The sequence below is a fragment of the Glutamicibacter nicotianae genome (genome assembly GCF_016907615.1).
Taxonomy (GTDB): domain Bacteria; phylum Actinomycetota; class Actinomycetes; order Actinomycetales; family Micrococcaceae; genus Glutamicibacter; species Glutamicibacter nicotianae.
The window spans coordinates 3,133,239-3,148,297 of sequence record NZ_JAFBCH010000001.1; the positions used below are offsets into that span (position 1 = coordinate 3,133,239).

Annotated in this window: 18 protein-coding genes; 10 read left to right on the forward strand and 8 right to left on the reverse strand. The window is 60.9% G+C overall.

Annotated elements, in window-relative coordinates; all coding sequences use genetic code 11:
• Window positions 1–17 precede the first annotated feature (17 nt).
• Window positions 18–1,694 (reverse strand): lactate permease LctP family transporter, encoded by a 1,677-nt coding sequence (locus tag JOE62_RS14960; protein WP_204722971.1) that lies wholly within the window; start codon window positions 1,692–1,694, stop codon window positions 18–20.
• Between the two features lie 146 nt (window positions 1,695–1,840).
• Between JOE62_RS14960 and JOE62_RS14965 the strand changes: the two genes are divergently transcribed.
• From JOE62_RS14965 to JOE62_RS14975, 3 genes are read left to right on the forward strand one after another with little or no spacing between them, the layout of a single operon-like run.
• The gene (locus JOE62_RS14965) at window positions 1,841–2,605 is read left to right on the forward strand and encodes a (Fe-S)-binding protein (protein WP_073707794.1); all 765 of its coding nucleotides are present in this window, start codon (window positions 1,841–1,843) and stop codon (window positions 2,603–2,605) included.
• A 17-nt stretch (window positions 2,606–2,622) separates the two neighbouring features.
• Entirely contained in the window at window positions 2,623–4,074 is a 1,452-nt protein-coding gene (locus JOE62_RS14970; protein ID WP_239543870.1) for a LutB/LldF family L-lactate oxidation iron-sulfur protein, read from the forward strand.
• On the forward strand, window positions 4,071–4,703 hold the full coding sequence (locus tag JOE62_RS14975) for an LUD domain-containing protein (protein WP_204722973.1): 633 nt from the start codon (window positions 4,071–4,073) through the stop codon (window positions 4,701–4,703). Before JOE62_RS14970 ends, JOE62_RS14975 begins: the two co-directional genes overlap by 4 nt.
• A gap of 93 nt (window positions 4,704–4,796) precedes the next feature.
• On the opposite strand, the gene JOE62_RS16355 is transcribed toward JOE62_RS14975, so the two are convergent.
• Window positions 4,797–5,102: an IclR family transcriptional regulator domain-containing protein gene (locus JOE62_RS16355; protein WP_204723324.1), complete on the reverse strand. Its 306-nt coding sequence runs from the start codon at window positions 5,100–5,102 to the stop codon at window positions 4,797–4,799.
• On the reverse strand, window positions 4,997–5,485 hold the full coding sequence (locus JOE62_RS16805) for an IclR family transcriptional regulator domain-containing protein (RefSeq protein WP_204723325.1): 489 nt from the start codon (window positions 5,483–5,485) through the stop codon (window positions 4,997–4,999). Before JOE62_RS16805 ends, JOE62_RS16355 begins: the two co-directional genes overlap by 106 nt.
• Here JOE62_RS16805 and JOE62_RS14990 point away from each other — a divergent pair.
• From JOE62_RS14990 to JOE62_RS15000, 3 genes are all read left to right on the forward strand, one after another.
• Complete coding sequence (locus JOE62_RS14990) at window positions 5,387–5,842, forward strand: FAD-dependent phenol hydoxylase family protein (RefSeq protein ID WP_204722974.1); 456 nt, start codon at window positions 5,387–5,389, stop codon at window positions 5,840–5,842. The genes JOE62_RS16805 and JOE62_RS14990 overlap by 99 nt on opposite strands.
• Before the next feature lie 162 nt (window positions 5,843–6,004).
• Window positions 6,005–7,123 (forward strand): MFS transporter, encoded by a 1,119-nt coding sequence (locus JOE62_RS14995; RefSeq protein ID WP_239543418.1) that lies wholly within the window; start codon window positions 6,005–6,007, stop codon window positions 7,121–7,123.
• A 95-nt stretch (window positions 7,124–7,218) separates the two neighbouring features.
• Window positions 7,219–7,692 (forward strand): DUF4190 domain-containing protein, encoded by a 474-nt coding sequence (locus JOE62_RS15000; protein WP_204722976.1) that lies wholly within the window; start codon window positions 7,219–7,221, stop codon window positions 7,690–7,692.
• Between the two features lie 113 nt (window positions 7,693–7,805).
• Here the strand turns inward: JOE62_RS15000 and JOE62_RS15005 are convergent, their stop codons facing one another.
• Complete coding sequence (locus tag JOE62_RS15005; RefSeq protein ID WP_121867356.1) at window positions 7,806–8,354, reverse strand: YceI family protein; 549 nt, start codon at window positions 8,352–8,354, stop codon at window positions 7,806–7,808.
• 221 nt (window positions 8,355–8,575) lie between these two features.
• On the opposite strand from JOE62_RS15005, the gene JOE62_RS15010 reads away from it, so the two are divergent.
• Window positions 8,576–8,734: a hypothetical protein gene (locus JOE62_RS15010; RefSeq protein ID WP_204722977.1), complete on the forward strand. Its 159-nt coding sequence runs from the start codon at window positions 8,576–8,578 to the stop codon at window positions 8,732–8,734.
• 149 nt (window positions 8,735–8,883) lie between these two features.
• Here the strand turns inward: JOE62_RS15010 and JOE62_RS15015 are convergent, their stop codons facing one another.
• The 4 genes from JOE62_RS15015 to JOE62_RS15030 are packed head-to-tail and all read right to left on the reverse strand — an operon-like array spanning window position 8,884 to window position 12,479.
• Window positions 8,884–9,861, reverse strand: a complete 978-nt coding sequence (locus JOE62_RS15015) for a glycine betaine ABC transporter substrate-binding protein (RefSeq protein ID WP_204722978.1) — start codon at window positions 9,859–9,861, stop codon at window positions 8,884–8,886.
• The gene (locus JOE62_RS15020; RefSeq protein WP_038993301.1) at window positions 9,858–10,586 is read right to left on the reverse strand and encodes an ABC transporter permease; all 729 of its coding nucleotides are present in this window, start codon (window positions 10,584–10,586) and stop codon (window positions 9,858–9,860) included. Before JOE62_RS15020 ends, JOE62_RS15015 begins: the two co-directional genes overlap by 4 nt.
• A complete protein-coding gene (locus JOE62_RS15025; RefSeq protein WP_204722979.1) occupies window positions 10,583–11,845 on the reverse strand; it encodes a betaine/proline/choline family ABC transporter ATP-binding protein in 1,263 nt (420 codons plus the stop codon). Before JOE62_RS15025 ends, JOE62_RS15020 begins: the two co-directional genes overlap by 4 nt.
• Entirely contained in the window at window positions 11,838–12,479 is a 642-nt protein-coding gene (locus tag JOE62_RS15030; protein WP_149597341.1) for an ABC transporter permease, read from the reverse strand. The genes JOE62_RS15025 and JOE62_RS15030 overlap by 8 nt, the downstream gene beginning before the upstream one ends.
• Window positions 12,480–12,698: 219 nt before the next feature.
• Here JOE62_RS15030 and JOE62_RS15035 point away from each other — a divergent pair, with 219 nt between their 5' ends.
• The 3 genes from JOE62_RS15035 (at window position 12,699) to ykgO (ending at window position 14,839) form a co-directional block, all read left to right on the forward strand.
• Window positions 12,699–13,556 carry a fumarylacetoacetate hydrolase family protein gene (locus tag JOE62_RS15035; protein WP_204722980.1) on the forward strand — a complete coding sequence of 286 codons (858 nt, stop codon included), beginning with the start codon at window positions 12,699–12,701 and terminating at the stop codon, window positions 13,554–13,556.
• 109 nt (window positions 13,557–13,665) lie between these two features.
• Complete coding sequence (locus JOE62_RS16670) at window positions 13,666–14,727, forward strand: GTP-binding protein (RefSeq protein WP_204722981.1); 1,062 nt, start codon at window positions 13,666–13,668, stop codon at window positions 14,725–14,727.
• Window positions 14,717–14,839 carry a type B 50S ribosomal protein L36 gene (ykgO, locus tag JOE62_RS15045; RefSeq protein ID WP_073707785.1) on the forward strand — a complete coding sequence of 41 codons (123 nt, stop codon included), beginning with the start codon at window positions 14,717–14,719 and terminating at the stop codon, window positions 14,837–14,839. The genes JOE62_RS16670 and ykgO overlap by 11 nt, the downstream gene beginning before the upstream one ends.
• The last annotated feature ends 220 nt before the right edge of the window (window positions 14,840–15,059 follow it).

Here is a 15,059-nt window from a genome sequence, read left to right on the forward strand (position 1 = left end):
ATTTTAGCCGGTCAGGGCTACGGCAGCATCCAGGACAGTACCGGGGTGGACTGCAGGTAAACCAAGCAGCACAGCACCAGCAGCATGCCTACGGACCAACCGGCAACCTTCTTCAGGATCACCGATTCCTGGCCTTCCATCTTCACCGAGGTGGCGGCGATGGCCAGGTTCTGCGGCGAGATCAGCTTGCCGACCACGCCGCCGGAGGTGTTGGCGGCAACCAGCAGGTTCGGATCGATGCCTGCATTGATGCCGGCGGTCTGCTGCAGCTTGGCGAACAGCGCGTTGGCCGAGGTGTCGGAGCCGGTCACCGCGGTGCCGATCCAGCCCAGGATTGGCGAGAGGAAGGCGAAGAACGCGCCGGTTCCCGCCAGCCAGGTGCCAACGGTGATGGTCTGGCCGGACAGGTTCATCACGTAGGCCAAGCCCAGAACCGACAGGATGGTCAGTGCCGCGAAGCGCATGTTGTAGATGGTCTTGCCGATTTCGGCAGCGCCCTCGGCGAAGGTCATCTTGTATTCGCCGTTGCCGTCGTTCTTCGAGTAGACCAGGGCCACGATCAGGCCGGTGATCAGCAGCAGGGTGCCCGGGGAGGACAGCCACTGGAAGTTGTAGATGGTGGAGGTGACCGCTTCGCCTTCGGCGTTCAGGATCTTGCCATCCAGGCCCGGCCAGCCGAACTTGATGTCGGTGCTTGCCAGCCATGCAGGAATGTCCACGCCCAGCTTCCACAGCTTGGCAACGCCGAAGATGACGATAACCAGCAGGTACGGGAACAAAGCCATCCAGGTGTTGCCCATGTGCAGCTTGGTGTTGTCCTCATGGGGAACTGCTGCGGCTTCAGCGGTCAGTACGCGCTGGCGAGCCTCATCGGCACCCTTCGGGGTCCAGAAGCGAAGCAGGATGACGGCTGCGGCCAGGCCAACCAGCGACGCGACGATATCGGTCAGCTCGTAGGAGAAGTAGGTCGAGCACAGCCACTGCGCGACACCGAAGGAAATGCCGATGGTCAGGGTTGCTGGCAGGGTCTGGCGCATACCGCGCCAGCCGTCGAGGATCAGTACCAGGATCGATGGCACGAACAGTGCCAGCAGTGGCGATTGGTGGCCGACAATGGCACCGATGTCAGCAGCAGGGATGCCGGTCAAAGCACCAGCGGTGGTGATTGGGATCGCCACGGCGCCGAAGGCTACTGGGGCGGTGTTGGCGATCAGCACGGCGCAGGCAGCGCGCAGCGGGGACAGGCCCAGGGCCAGCAGCATGGTGGCGGTAATCGCCACCGGGGCGCCGAATCCGGCCAGCGCTTCAAGCAGGCCGCCGAAGCAGAAGGCGATCAGCACTGCCTGGATGCGCACATCGCCGCCGCCGATGACGTCGAATACGCGACGCAGGTCCTCGAAGCGGCCGGACTTGACGGTGACCTGGTAGAGGAAGATCGCCATGACAACGATCCAGACGATCGGGAAGGCGCCGAAGACCATGCCCATCAGTCCGGAATTCAATGCCATTCCGACTGGCATGTTCCAGCCGAAAATGGCGACAATAATAGCTACAACTAGCGAGCCAAGGCCTGCCCAGTGGGCCTTGACCTTGATAACTGCCAGGAGCACGAAAAATGCTACAAGCGGGATCAGCGCGACAAGTGCTGAAACAGCAACGCTCCCCGCAATTGGATCCGTGGATGGTGTAAACACGGTGTGGGCGTCCTTACTCGAGGTGGTCTGACCATATGTGGTCCGACCACCAAGAGTACAAGGTGAGAGCCATCACAACAAGTCTTGACTATCAAGAAGCGGGTGGAATAGCATGGTCTGACCACACCCTGAAAGAGTCATTTATTATGCGAATTGCTCTCTTTGCCACGTGCATTGTGGATGCTATGTATCCGGAAACCGCCAAGTCGACCGTGAAAATCCTGGAACGCTTGGGCCATGAAGTCATTTTCCCGAAGGCGCAAGCCTGCTGTGGGCAAATGCATATGAATTCCGGCTATATGCCTGAAGCGCTGCCCGTTGTCGAAAACCACATCAACGCCTTCGACACCGAAGACTATGACGTCGCGGTCGCCCCCTCGGGTTCCTGCGTCGCTTCGGTCAAGCACCAGCACCCCTACCTGGCCGAGCGCCTGGGCAAGCCCGAGCTGAAGGACCGCGCAGTTGCAGTCGGCAAGCGCACCTATGAGCTGAGCCAGTTGCTGGTGGATGTCCTGGGCATCACCAACGCGGCAGAGCAGCTGGGCAGCTACTTCCCGCAGACCATCACCTACCACCCTTCCTGCCACGGCATGCGTTCGCTGAAGCTCGGCGACCGCCAGCTGGATCTGCTCAAGACCGTCGGCGGCATCACCGTCAACGAGCTGCCGGAAGCCGACCAGTGCTGCGGCTTCGGCGGCACCTTCGCGATCAAGAACTCCGATGTATCCTCGGCAATGCTCGAAGACAAGATGAAGAACATCTGCTCCACAGGCGCCTCGGCCTGCGCGGGCGGCGATGCCTCCTGCCTGATGCACATCGGCGGCGGCCTTTCGCGCACAGGAGCCAAGCCAAAGACCTTGCACCTGGCCGATATCCTGGCCAGCACCATGGAAGAGACGGTGTCACTGTGACCCAGGTATTCCTCGGCATGCCTGCCGGCGGACAGGGCAACCTGTTCGAGACCGAGCCATTCCCCAAGGCGGCGCACCGCGAACTGGGCAACACCCAGATGCGCAAGAACCTGCGCCACGCCACCCACACCATTCGCGACAAGCGGCTGAATGTCGTCGGCGAGCTCCCTGACTGGGAAGAGCTGCGCGACGCCGGCAGCGCAATCAAGAACACGACCATGGCCAACCTCGAAGATCGGTTGGAGGAGTTCGAGAAGAACTTCACCGCCCGCGGAGGCATTGTCCACTGGGCACGCGACGCGGCCGAAGCCAACAAGATCGTCACCGATCTGGTCAAGGCCACCGGCTCGAATGAAGTCGTCAAGGTCAAGTCCATGGCCACCCAGGAAATCGGCCTGAACGAGCACCTGGAAACCGAGGGCATCGAAGCCTTCGAGACCGACCTCGCCGAACTGATCGTCCAGCTGGGCAACGACAAACCAAGCCACATCCTGGTTCCGGCCATCCACAAGAACCGCACCGAGGTGCGCGACATCTTCCTCAAGGAGATGCCGGCCGTGGATCCGGACCTGACCGACGAGCCAGCCAAGCTGGCCGAGGCCGCCCGCAAGCACCTGCGCAAGAAGTTCCTCTCCGCCAAGGTCGCAATCTCCGGTGCGAACTTCGCGCTGGCTGACACCGGCACCCTGGGCGTTGTGGAATCCGAAGGCAACGGCCGCATGTGCCTGACCCTGCCAGAAACCCTGATCACCGTCATGGGCATCGAGAAGGTCCTCCCGCACTGGGAAGACATCGAGGTCTTCATGCAGCTGCTGCCACGCTCCTCCACCGGCGAGCGGATGAACCCCTACACCTCGCTGTGGACCGGCGTGACCGAAGATGACGGTCCGCAGAACGTGCACATCGTCTTGCTGGATAACGGCCGCACCCGCGCGTTGGCTGACCGCTTCGGCCGCACCGCACTGAACTGCATCCGCTGCTCGGCGTGCATGAACGTGTGCCCGGTCTACGAGCGCACCGGCGGCCACGCCTACGGCTCCACCTACCCGGGCCCAATTGGCGCGATTCTTTCGCCATTGATGACCGGCATCGAGGTCGAGGAAAACGGCTCCCTGCCATACGCCTCCTCGCTGTGCGGCGCCTGCTACGACGCTTGCCCGGTGAAGATCAACATCCCCGAGATCCTCGTGCACCTGCGCGGCGACGATGTGGATGCCAACCGCGGCAAGCACAAGATCCCTACCCAGATGGATCTGCTGATGAAGGGCGGCTCCTGGGCACTGGGCAAGGGCAAGAATATTGGCCTGCTCGAGAAGGCCCTGCCGCTGGGTCGGCTGGTGTCCGGCAAGGACAAGAAGATCAAGAAGCTTCCGGGCATCGCCGCAGGCTGGACCGCCAGCCGCGACATTCCAGCCCCGCCAAGCAAGTCCTTCCGCGACTGGTGGAGCGACGAAAAGGAGTCCAAGTGAGCGCAAAAGACGAAATCCTTGGGCGGATCCGCTCGGCGCTAGCCGATGCGCCCGTCGCGCCCGAAGTTCCACGCGAATACCGCAAGACCTCGGACATGGGCGAAGCCGAGCTCATCGAGCTGCTGGTCGACCGCCTGGTGGATTACAAGGCCGGAGTGGACGTCATCGACGCCGCGCAGATCCCGGAATTCGTGGCCGCCAAGCTGGCCGGCGCCTCCAGCGTCGTCTACCCGCACGGCATGGACACCAGTTGGCTCTCCGCGCTGGGCGAGAGCGTTGAGCAGCGCCTGGATGCCCCGGGCGCACGCCTGGGCATCACCGAGCTGGATGAAACCAGCGCCGTGGTCACTTCCTCGGCAGTGTCGGTTGCCGAGTCGGGCACCATCATCCTTGATGGCGAGCCGAATCAGGGACGCCGCGCGATCTCGCTGGTGCCGGATCACCATGTGTGCATCGTGCCGGTTTCCTCGATCGTGCGCCTGCTGCCAGAAGCCATGCCCCGGTTGACCATCACCCGTCCGCAGACCTGGATCTCCGGTCCGTCGGCCACCAGTGATATCGAGCTGGAACGCGTCGAAGGCGTACACGGCCCGCGTACGCTGGACGTCCTGATGGTCCGCGGCCTCTAAAGCCAGCTCACCAAACTATCGCGGCCGGTTCCCCTCCTAAACCTCCAGGGAACCGGCCGCGAGTTATTAATGCCTTTCAGCTGCCATTGCCGGTTACTGCCCGGCAACGAAATCTTCCAAGCCGGCTTCAACGCGCTCACGCGCCGCGAAGACCGCCGAGGGCAGCCCAGCCTCGAAGATCTGGCGGAAGCGCGCCGGCGGGATGGAAACGCTCAGTCCCGCGACCACCTCGCCGGCCCCGCCCCGGATGGCCACGCCCAATGCGTTGGCGCCGATTTCGGTCTCTTCCAAATTCACGGCAAAGCCTCGCCGGTTGGCCGTAATAAGCTCCTGCTCGAAACCGGCAAGCCAGGACTGCGGGAAGTCGGTACCATTGATTCTCGATTTGAGCAGGTACAGAGGTCCTTGACCGCTGGGAGACCCAGCTGGGCCAGCATGGCCTGCCCGGCAGAGGCGGAATGCGCCGGCATCACCTCGCCTTGCCGATCCCCCACGCGCGCGGCGCGCGAGCCTTGGACGGTGACCCGGAAACGCGCTTGCGTGCCCGCGCGGACCATCAGGTTCACGGTCTCGTCCAGCTCATGGCCCAGTGCCTGCAGATGCGGATGCACGCGACGGCGATGCTCTGCCGTCCAGCTCATTTCCGTCGGTGCCACGCCTAAGGCCGGACCGGGAATGTATCGATGAGCGGCATCCTGGTCGGCAAAACCGCGGTACACCAGCATGGCCAGCAGCCGGTGGGCCGTGGAACGCGCGATGCCCTGATCCAGTTCCTGGCGCAGGACCCGGACTCGCCGCTACGGCGGTTCACGCCGGCCGGCGCAGATGTCGAGGTGGTGTTCGACCTGCGCAGCGTGCACCAGGGTTCGCACACCGAGACCACCGTTGCGGATCTGCCGGCGCTGCTGGTTCCGTCCAAGGGCAAGTACGGCCTGCGCGACTATGAAAAGGCCTTTGCCTCGCACCTGGTTGATGGCGGGGAGGAAATCTACGAGGTTCGCGGCATCGACCGTGCCACCGGGGCGCTGGTGGTCGTTCGCCCGGGCCAGTACGTCGCCATGGTGCTGCCCTTGGACGGCACCTCGGCTCTGACGGAGTTCTTCGCCCGATTCATGGCCGGAACCGTGGTGACTGCCTGACGTGAGGCTCGTCTTGTGCCCTGCACCACTGTCATGAATGGCAGTTGTGCATGGTGCGCTCTGCTTACATGGGTAGGTAAGCAGAAGAAATAGATGCGAAAGGCCGGAATGCGGCAAGATCAGGACCTCCAGTCTCGGGCATATGGCGTTCCCGATCCTGCTTTGCGCTTCATAGGCTTCCTCTCCTTCTTCGACCGCTATGGCACCCCGCCGATGCTGGTCGCTTTGTCGGTCGGCACCTCGCTCAGCTTCGCGCAAGCGGTCCAACTGGTAGCGTCCTATGCCTTGTTCTATGCCATTGGCCAGCCGATCTGGGGCATGCTCAGTGACCGCTTCGGGCGCTTGGCGGTGTTGCGTGCTGCGCTCATCGGTGCCGCGCTGGCCGCAATCGCAAGCATCCTGTTCACCAACTACCTGCCGCTGCTCATTGCCCGCTCCGTCACCGGGCTCATGTTCGGTGCGCTGTACCCGACCCTTTTGACCCTGTTGGGCGATACCCGCACCGGCGTGGAACGCGCGCGGGGCCTTTCCGACCTGCAGATCTATTCCTCGCTGGGCACGACCTTGGCGACGTTAGCTTCGGGAGCATTGGCGTCCTATGTCGATTGGCGGCTGGTGTTCTTCTTGCCTGCACTCGGTTGCATTGCTGCCCTGTATTCCCTGCGGAAGTCCGCAGAGCCGGAGCGTTCCCGGTCCGGGTTCAATTTCCGTGCCGCGTTACGTCCAATGAATTTGGCCCTCTACGGCATCGTCTTCCTCGAAGGCGGCCTGCTGATGGGCTTGCTGACCTATATCGTCCCGGCCTTGCAGGAATCAGGTGTCTCCATCGGGCTGGCCGGAGCGCTGGGCTGCGCTTTCGCTTTGGGAGTCATCTTGGGCGCGCGCTTGATGCGCCAATTGGTGGCACGTTTCAGCCGAACGTGGCTTATCGGCGCTGGCGGACTGGTGCTTTGCGCGGCGTTCCTCCCTTCAGCATTCGCACCATCCCCCGCCTCGTACACCGTCACGGCATTCCTGCTGGGCGCCACGAATGCCATCATGCACTCGTCCATGCAGGGCTGGGCAACCGATATCTCGCCAGACGCGAGGGCCACCACCGTTTCGCTCTTCGTCTTTGCCCTGTTTGCCGGAGCTTCTGCGGCGACCTACCTCACCGCGGATCTGGCGCAGCATGGCGGCTACGGCCAGATCTTCGGCTTCGGGTTGGCATTCAGCCTGCTGCTCGTGGCGTTGGCGACCGGCACCCATGCGCTGTGGCGCCGAAAGCATCCTGAAAGCTAGGCATCCTGACAGGTTCGCGCCTTCATTTCGTTGCGGAAAGTTCCTATCGCTCAGGCGCTTTGGCCATCTGCATGAGAGAATCTTGAACTAGGCGCATGAGCTTCACGAACGGAAAGCAGGTTGTCATGACCAGTCCAAGCGAAGAACCGAGAAACCCTTATTCTTCGGGACAGCAGGGGCAGAACCAGCAGTACCAGCAGCCTGGCTACTACGAGCTCAATGGCGTGCCTCAGCAGCCGTACTACAACCAGCAGGCTCACAGCCAGCCGGGTCCATATCCCCAGGGCAACTTCGGCTATCCGCCTGCAGCCCATTTCGAAGGCGCCCAGTTGGCGCAGACTTCGATGATTCTTGGCATCTTGTCCCTTTTCGTTGCAGGCGTGATTCTTGGGCCGATTGCTATTTCCAAAGCCAACAAAGCCGAGAGAGAATTCAACACGGCAGCCACGGTCGGCAAGGTGACCGGCTGGATCGGCACCATTTTCGGCATCCTTTGGGTTGCGTATTTCGCCCTCATGATCTTCGGCGCTCTGATGTTCTCCATGGAACCGTCATTCAGCGAGTTCTAGGCACCTCGCAATTACGCTCTTAACGGCAAAGCCCCCGGCTCACTTTCGTGAGCCGGGGGCTTTGCCGTATCGGCCCTTGCGCCGTCATCCCCATGACGGCTTTCGGGAAACTATTACTCTGCGGTTGGCAGTACGAACGAAGCGTCGATTTCGATCTTGACCTTGTCGCTGACCAGAACGCCGCCGGCTTCCAGTGCAGCATTCCAGGTGATGCCGAATTCCTTGCGGGAGATGGTGGTCGATGCGAAGAAGCCAACGCGGGTTGCACCGAAGGCGTCAACAGCTTCGCCGCCGAGCTCAGCTTCGAATTCAACTTCCTTGCTCACGCCGCGGATGGTCAGGTCACCAACGAGAACAAACTCTCCGGCGTCGCCCTTGACTGCGGTGGACTTGAAGGTCATGGTTGGGAACTGCTCAGCGTTGAAGAAGTCCTCGCCCTTCAGGTGAGCGTCGCGGTTGGCATCCTTGGTGTTGACCGATGCGATCTGGACGGTTGCCTCAACCGAGGAGTCGGCCAGGGTCTCGCCGGTGGTCAGGGTTGCATCGAACTCGGTGAAGCTGCCGCGCACCTTGGAGATGCCTGCGTGGCGAACCGAGAAGCCGATCTCGGAGTGCGATGCGTCGAGGTTCCAGGTTCCGGTGGTCAGTGCAGTTGCAGTCATGTCTACATCCTTTCGTCGGGCCGCCAAGTAGTTGACGCCTCAATTTGTTTTACTGATACCAGTATGGCACTAATGAAGTTGAAGCGTCAACCTCTTGTCGCAAAAAAGTTCAAACTGGATCGTCGCAAGGTTCTTTTTTCGAACCTGACTAGGAAATTTTCCGATGAAATTATTTTTCAATCAGCCCTTTACTCCTGCACGTTCATGGCTAGACTGAGGCCATGAACGCAAATAACCCAGACCCCAATCATGTCCAAGAGGAAGCCGAGCTATCTGCAGAGCTAGAGGAAATTCGGCAGGAAGAATCCATCACTACCGCTGCCAGCACCGAAATCACCGATGAAGTCGACGGCGAGCTCGGCACCCGTGATCAGCCGTAGGCAGAGGGCATCCACCTATCTCCATCCTGCAAGCAAAACCATCGGAGCGGAACCAATCCCCAGTGAATCCTCGGCAACATTAAACTGGATCCCCGGCATCGAGATGCCGGGGATCCAGTATTTGATGCCTGCAATTTGCGTTGCCAGGATCAGGGTTCGGAGATCAGGCCTTCTCCGACCATCCATTCGAAGGCAACATCGGCTGGTTCACGTCCAACGACATCGACCTGGTAATTCAGGTCCATCAAGACCTGATCGGTCAGCAACGGAGCGATCAGGTCCATGATCTGCTGGATCTCCGGGTGCTCGTCAAGGAATTCTCCATTGAAAGCCGGGGCAGCGTTGTAGCTCGGGAAATACTTCCGGTCATCTTCCAGGACAGTTAGGTTCAATGCCTTGATGCGTCCGTCAGTGGTGAAGACTTCGCCGAAGTTGCACGCGCCATTAGCAGTCGCCTGGTAAATGGCGCCAACATCATACAAGCCGATATTGTCCTCGCTCACCTCAGAGCCACGGTCGATGCCGTAATGCTCCAGCATCGGTGTCAGCCCGTCGCGACGGGAGTTGAATTCCGGGTCGACGCAGAACGTCAGTTCGTCGGGATCCAGCTTCTGCAGCTCGGAAAGCTTGCTAATCCCCAACCGCTTGGTCGTTTCCTCGTTCATCGCCAACGCATAGGTGTTATTCAACGGAGCCGGGTTCCCCCAGACGATTCCGTTGGCAACATCCTCATCATGCACGGCCTGCCACTGCTCCTCCTCGCCCACGACAGGCTTCTCATGGCCCAAGTAGGTCAGCCACGCGGTACCGGTGTACTCCCAGAGCACGCTCGCGTCTCCGGAAAGAAGCAGCTGGCGTGCCGGCTGGGACCCGGGAACATTGGTCAGGTCGGTGACGTCATACCCGGCGGCTTCGAGTGCGATCACGGTGATCTTGCCCAGCAGCAGCTGCTCGGTAAAGGCCTTGGATGTCACGGTCACGGACGTGCTTGCAGCGTTGTCGACCAGCGGCTTGATCTCGGCCGGGCCAGCTGGGGGCACCGTGCCGGTCGAGGGGCTCAGCCCGCAGCCGGTCAACCCGATCAGCGCGGCCATGGACAGGACAGCGAATTTCAGTTTGCGGTTCACGAAAGTCCTCTCGGTCGGGCCACCTGTTCGACGACGCGGCCAAGCCAGTCAACCGTCAAGGCCAGCAAGGCCACGAGCAGCGAACCGGCGATCAGCACCACATTCAGATTCAGGTTCACACCCGTGGTGATCAGGATGCCCAGCCCACCGCCGTTGATGAAGGTGGCCAGCGTCGCGGTGCCTACCAGCAGCACCAGTGCGGTGCGGATGCCCGAAAGCATCACCGGGACGGCCAACGGCAGTTCAACCTTGAACAGCACCGCCATCTGGCTCATGCCGATTCCCCGTCCGGCTTCCACCAGGCGCGCATCAACTTGCTGCAGGCCGACAATGGTGTTGGAGAGCACCGGGAGAATCGCGTAGATCACCAGCGAGATGATTGCGGTTTTCGGACCGAAACCGAGCCAGAACGCCAAGAGCACGATAACGCCGATGGCGGGTGCCGCCTGGCCGAAGTTTGCAATGGCGCGTACCGCCGGGGCGGCCTTGCGCAGTCCCGGGCGGGTCAGCAGCACGCCCAGCGGGATGGCGATCAACAGGACGATGACTGCAGCGATGACCGTGATCTTCAGGTGGTCAAGGGTATAGCCCCAAATTGTTGCGGGATCCAGCGTTTGCCGTTCGGTCTCGGTCAGATCGGCTGTCACCAGCCAACCCATCAGGATGGCAAAAGCAGCTGCGATTCCGGCGATTTGCCAAATCAAGCTGCGGGTTTCGGATCTCATGCCGGTTCACCACCCTGCCCGGCGGCGGCACCGTCGATGTCCACGACATTGATGGCACCGGAATTCAGGCCCACCGGAGCTTCGTGGTCAGCATCCTCGGAATTGTTGGCGGCGGCGATCGCCTCCATGACGGTCTGCACGGTAATGACACCGGTGAGCACATCACGACGCCCCGTCACCAGGGCCGACTCGGAACTGGCCACCAGCATGGTGTCCAATGCGTCATTCAAGGTTGCCTGCTCGCCGACTACCGGCATGTTTTCGTCGTAGGTGCCCTCGATGATCTGGGCACGCGACAGCTGCCTGCGGTCCAGCCTGCGCAGCGGACGTCCGCGCGAATCGAGCACCACAGCGTATTTGCGTCCGGCACCCTGCAGCTGCGAGAGCACATCCGAAGCGTTCTTGCCCGGGATCGTGGTCAGCGCGTCTTCCAGCTCCACTTCGTTCACCCGCGTCAGGGTCAGCTGCTTGAGGCCCGCGCCCGAGCCAATGAAGTTCTCCACGAACTCGCTGGCCGGATTGGCCAAGATCCGTTCCGGGGAATCGTATTGCTCCAGTTGCGCGCCTTCGTTGAAGATCGCGATCCAGTCGCCGAGCTTCACCGCTTCGTCGAAGTCGTGGGTCACGCACACGATGGTCTTCTGGACCTCGGACTGGATATTGAGCAGCTCATCCTGCAGGCGCTGGCGGGTAATCGGGTCGACCGCACCAAATGGCTCATCCATCAGCAGCACCGGAGGATCCGCTGCCAGCGCACGGGCCACACCCACGCGCTGCTGCTGGCCACCTGAGAGTTCCTTGGGGAAACGGTTCCGGTACAGGTCCGGGTCCAGCGAGACCAGCTCCAGCAGCTCGTCCACGCGGGCAGCGATCTTCTCCTTGGGCCAGCCCAGCATCTTTGGAACCATGCCGATATTGGCAGCCACGGTCATGTGCGGGAACAGCCCGCCGGCCTGGATCACGTAACCGATGCGGCGGCGCAGCTCGTCGCCGTTCATGCTGGTGACATCTTCGCCGTCAATGACAATCTTGCCGCTGGTCGGCTCGATCAGCCGGTTGATCATCTTCAGCGTGGTCGTCTTGCCGCAGCCGGATGGCCCGACGAACATCACGATGGATCCTGCGGGGATCTCGAGGGTCAGGCCGCCGACGGCCGACTTCTTCTGCCCCGGATACGTCTTGGTTACTTCTTCGAGCATGATCGAAGCGCCGGTGACATTCTGGGCCACGGCGTTTTCGGAAATCTTATTATCAGACACGGATACCTCGCGGGGTAGTCAGTCGGCCGATGCCGAGCAAAATCAAGTCAAGAATGAGCGCCAGGATAACGACGCCAACGACGCCGGTAACCACGGATTCCAGGGAGTTCGCGCCGCCTAGACGCGACAGTCCCTGGAAGATGAATCCGCCAAGGCCTGGGCCCAGGGCGTAGGAGACCACTGCGGCAACGCCCATCACCATCTGGGCAGAAATGCGTATGCCCGTGAGGATCACCGGCCACGCCATCGGTATTTCCACGGCGAGCAGCGTCTTCAGCCGGCTCATGCCGATGCCGCGTGCCGATTCGATAATGGTTGGCTCGATGTTGTTCAGGCCTACGATCGCATTGCGCAGAATCGGCAAGGCCGCGAAGAACGTCACCACGATGACGGCCGGCGTGACGCCGAAGCCGACGGGAACAATCAGCAAACCGATCAAGGCGAAGGATGGAATGGTCAGGCCGATGGCGCTAATGCCGTTGGCCAAACCGGATAAGGACTTATTGCGGTAAACCAGTACGGCAATAAGGACAGAAATAATTGTCGCCAGGATCAGGCACTGCGCGACGAGCGAGAAATGCTGCCAGGAGGCGAAGAGGATATGGCGAGATCTCTCGCCAATAAAGTCACCCACATTAAAACCTGCTTCACTTTAGTTTCGTATCTAGATCTTTGTTTCAGGACTGGTCACTGCAACCCGAGCTTGCCCTGAGTTTAGCCGGGTTGCCGTAGCCTGACCAAGCCACGTTTCGATAACACGGCTCTGGCTTGGCCGTATTCAGTACGGATGGGAATCTCCTGACGGGTACGAAATATGGTGCACTTTCAGCGAGAAATGTAGTGAGATAGATTCATGAAACTTGCCACGCTCCGCCTCGCCAGCGAACCAGGCCATACCACCGCGGCTGTCATTGAAGATGGCCGTGCCTACTATTTGGACAACCTCGATTCGGTGCAGCGTTTCCTGCGGCTCGAGGAAGCCTTCCAGCAGGAAGTCATTGCCCGGGCCCTGGTGGGTGATTCCATTGCCGAGGGCGAAGCCGACTACGCTCCGCTGATTCCCAAGCCGGAGAAAATCTACTGCATCGGTTTGAACTACAAGACCCACGCGGCCGAGGTCGGCGAAGAGCTGCCGAAGTATCCGACGGTTTTCGCAAAGTTCGCCTCCACCCTCTGCGGTGCCAATGACTCGATTGAAATTCCCGTTGAAGACCATCGAGTGGACTACGAAGCAGAGCTGGCCATTATTATCGGCAAGCCTGGCCGTCGCATCAGCCAAGAAGATGCGCCAGCGCATATTGCTGGCTATGCGGTGTCCAGCGACGTGTCGATGCGCGGCTATCAGGGCCGTACCCAGGAATGGCTGCAGGGCAAAATCTGGGACCACTCCACTCCCCTGGGTCCTTGGCTCGTGACCCCTGATGAGCTGAATCCTTCGGCGCGCATCAGCAGCAAGGTCAATGGCGCGGTGGTGCAGGACGAGCAGATCGATGACCTGATTTTCTCGGCGGATGAGTTGGTTTCCTACCTTTCGACGTTCAATGAATTGCGGCCGGGCGACGTCATCCTCACTGGCACGCCCTCCGGTGTCGCCTTGGGTCGCCGGGACGAGAATGGGCGCCACCCGTGGCTCAAGCACGGCGACGCGTTGGAGACCTCGATTGAGGGCCTGGGTACCTCGACGGTAGTTTTCCACGCGCCGCAGCACTGATATTCCCGCTGCCTCTCGGGGCCTGTCCGCATCTGCGGGCAGGCCACTGGTCGTTAAGCACCGCTTTTCTTTTTGTTATTGAGTCTCATTCTCATATAAGCTGTGATGCGTGAACCTCATTGTCCTCTCCGCACTTGACACCTCCAGCCGCGACACCGGCTTGGAGCACCTGCGACGCCACCACCGCGATGCCATCTTCCTGCGCTATGACTTCGTCGACGGCAATCGGCTGGTGCGCCATGTCTTTGGATCGGCGACCGCCGAACGCGCTGAAGCAGTGCTTGAGCATCCCTGCATTGGCTGTGCCACGAAATTCGAAATCCTGCCGACCATCAGGCGCCTGGCACCCCAGGATTCCGAATCCACCATGGTCTTGGGCCTGCCTTCCACCTGGCATAGCGCCACGGTGCTCCAAATGCTCGAAACGCAACTCGAACCACTGGATCTGCAGATCAGCAGCATCGCGCTGGCCTTGGATCCAGCCGAATTGGAAAACCAGATGTGGGATCGGCATACCCTCTGGGAATCGGGATTCAACGCCATGGAGCACGATGCGCGGACTGCCGGAGAGTTCTTCTTCACCGAACTGATGCAGGCAGATACGATCATTCCTGTTGAAGGCCTGGAAGCCCAGCTGCTTGAGGATGCTGCAGGTCCGCGGCGTGCTGGCGGCACCAGCTACGAAGCCGGTCTCGGCCTGGCACGGCAGATGGCGCCGCATGCGCAAATCTGCGTGAACGAAGGGGAACTCGGCTCCTTCCACCCCGCCGCGGCACGGCAGCGCACCAGCGCCGGGCATCTGCCGCGAACACCCTTTGATGCCAGCAGCGCGCCGATCCGTCTGCACGCGGAACGTCCGCTTCACCCCGAGCGCTTCCGCCAAGCCCTGCCGTCTCTGGCTGAGTCCTGCACCTGCATCCGCGGCGTCCTCTGGGTAGCCAGCGCGCTGAGCGAACGCGTTGCCATCGGCGGAGCCGGTCCGCGCATCTGGATGGAGAACACTGGGGCCTGGCATTCGCATATCGCCGTTTCAGAATTGCTGCTCTACGGATCCGAGCATGAAGCTTCGCAGATTGAAACGGTCTTCGAGCAGTGCCAGGTCACCGAGGAAGAGCTCAAGGGGCTGTTCAACTCCGCGAATCACGAGGGAGGTGAATGGCATGAAAGTTAGGAATTCCATCCGCGCACTGAAGAAGGCACCTGGATCGCAAGTGGTCAGACGACGCGGCCGCGTCTTCGTGATCAACAAGAAGAATCCGCGCATGAAAGCGCGGCAGGGCTGAAGCCCCGCAACTTGCCGGCATCCACCGCAGTGGATGCCGGCGGAGCCTTTTCGGCCCAAACAGCTGATCCATTGGTGAAAATAAGTTAATGAACTGGACATGACCCGAACCAGCGCGCTTTGTGACACACCTCTCCCGAGTGCCATATGATGGCACTCACATAAGGGAATCGGCTTCTCGCCTGAGACTCTTCATCATCAGTCACTCGCACATAAGGATA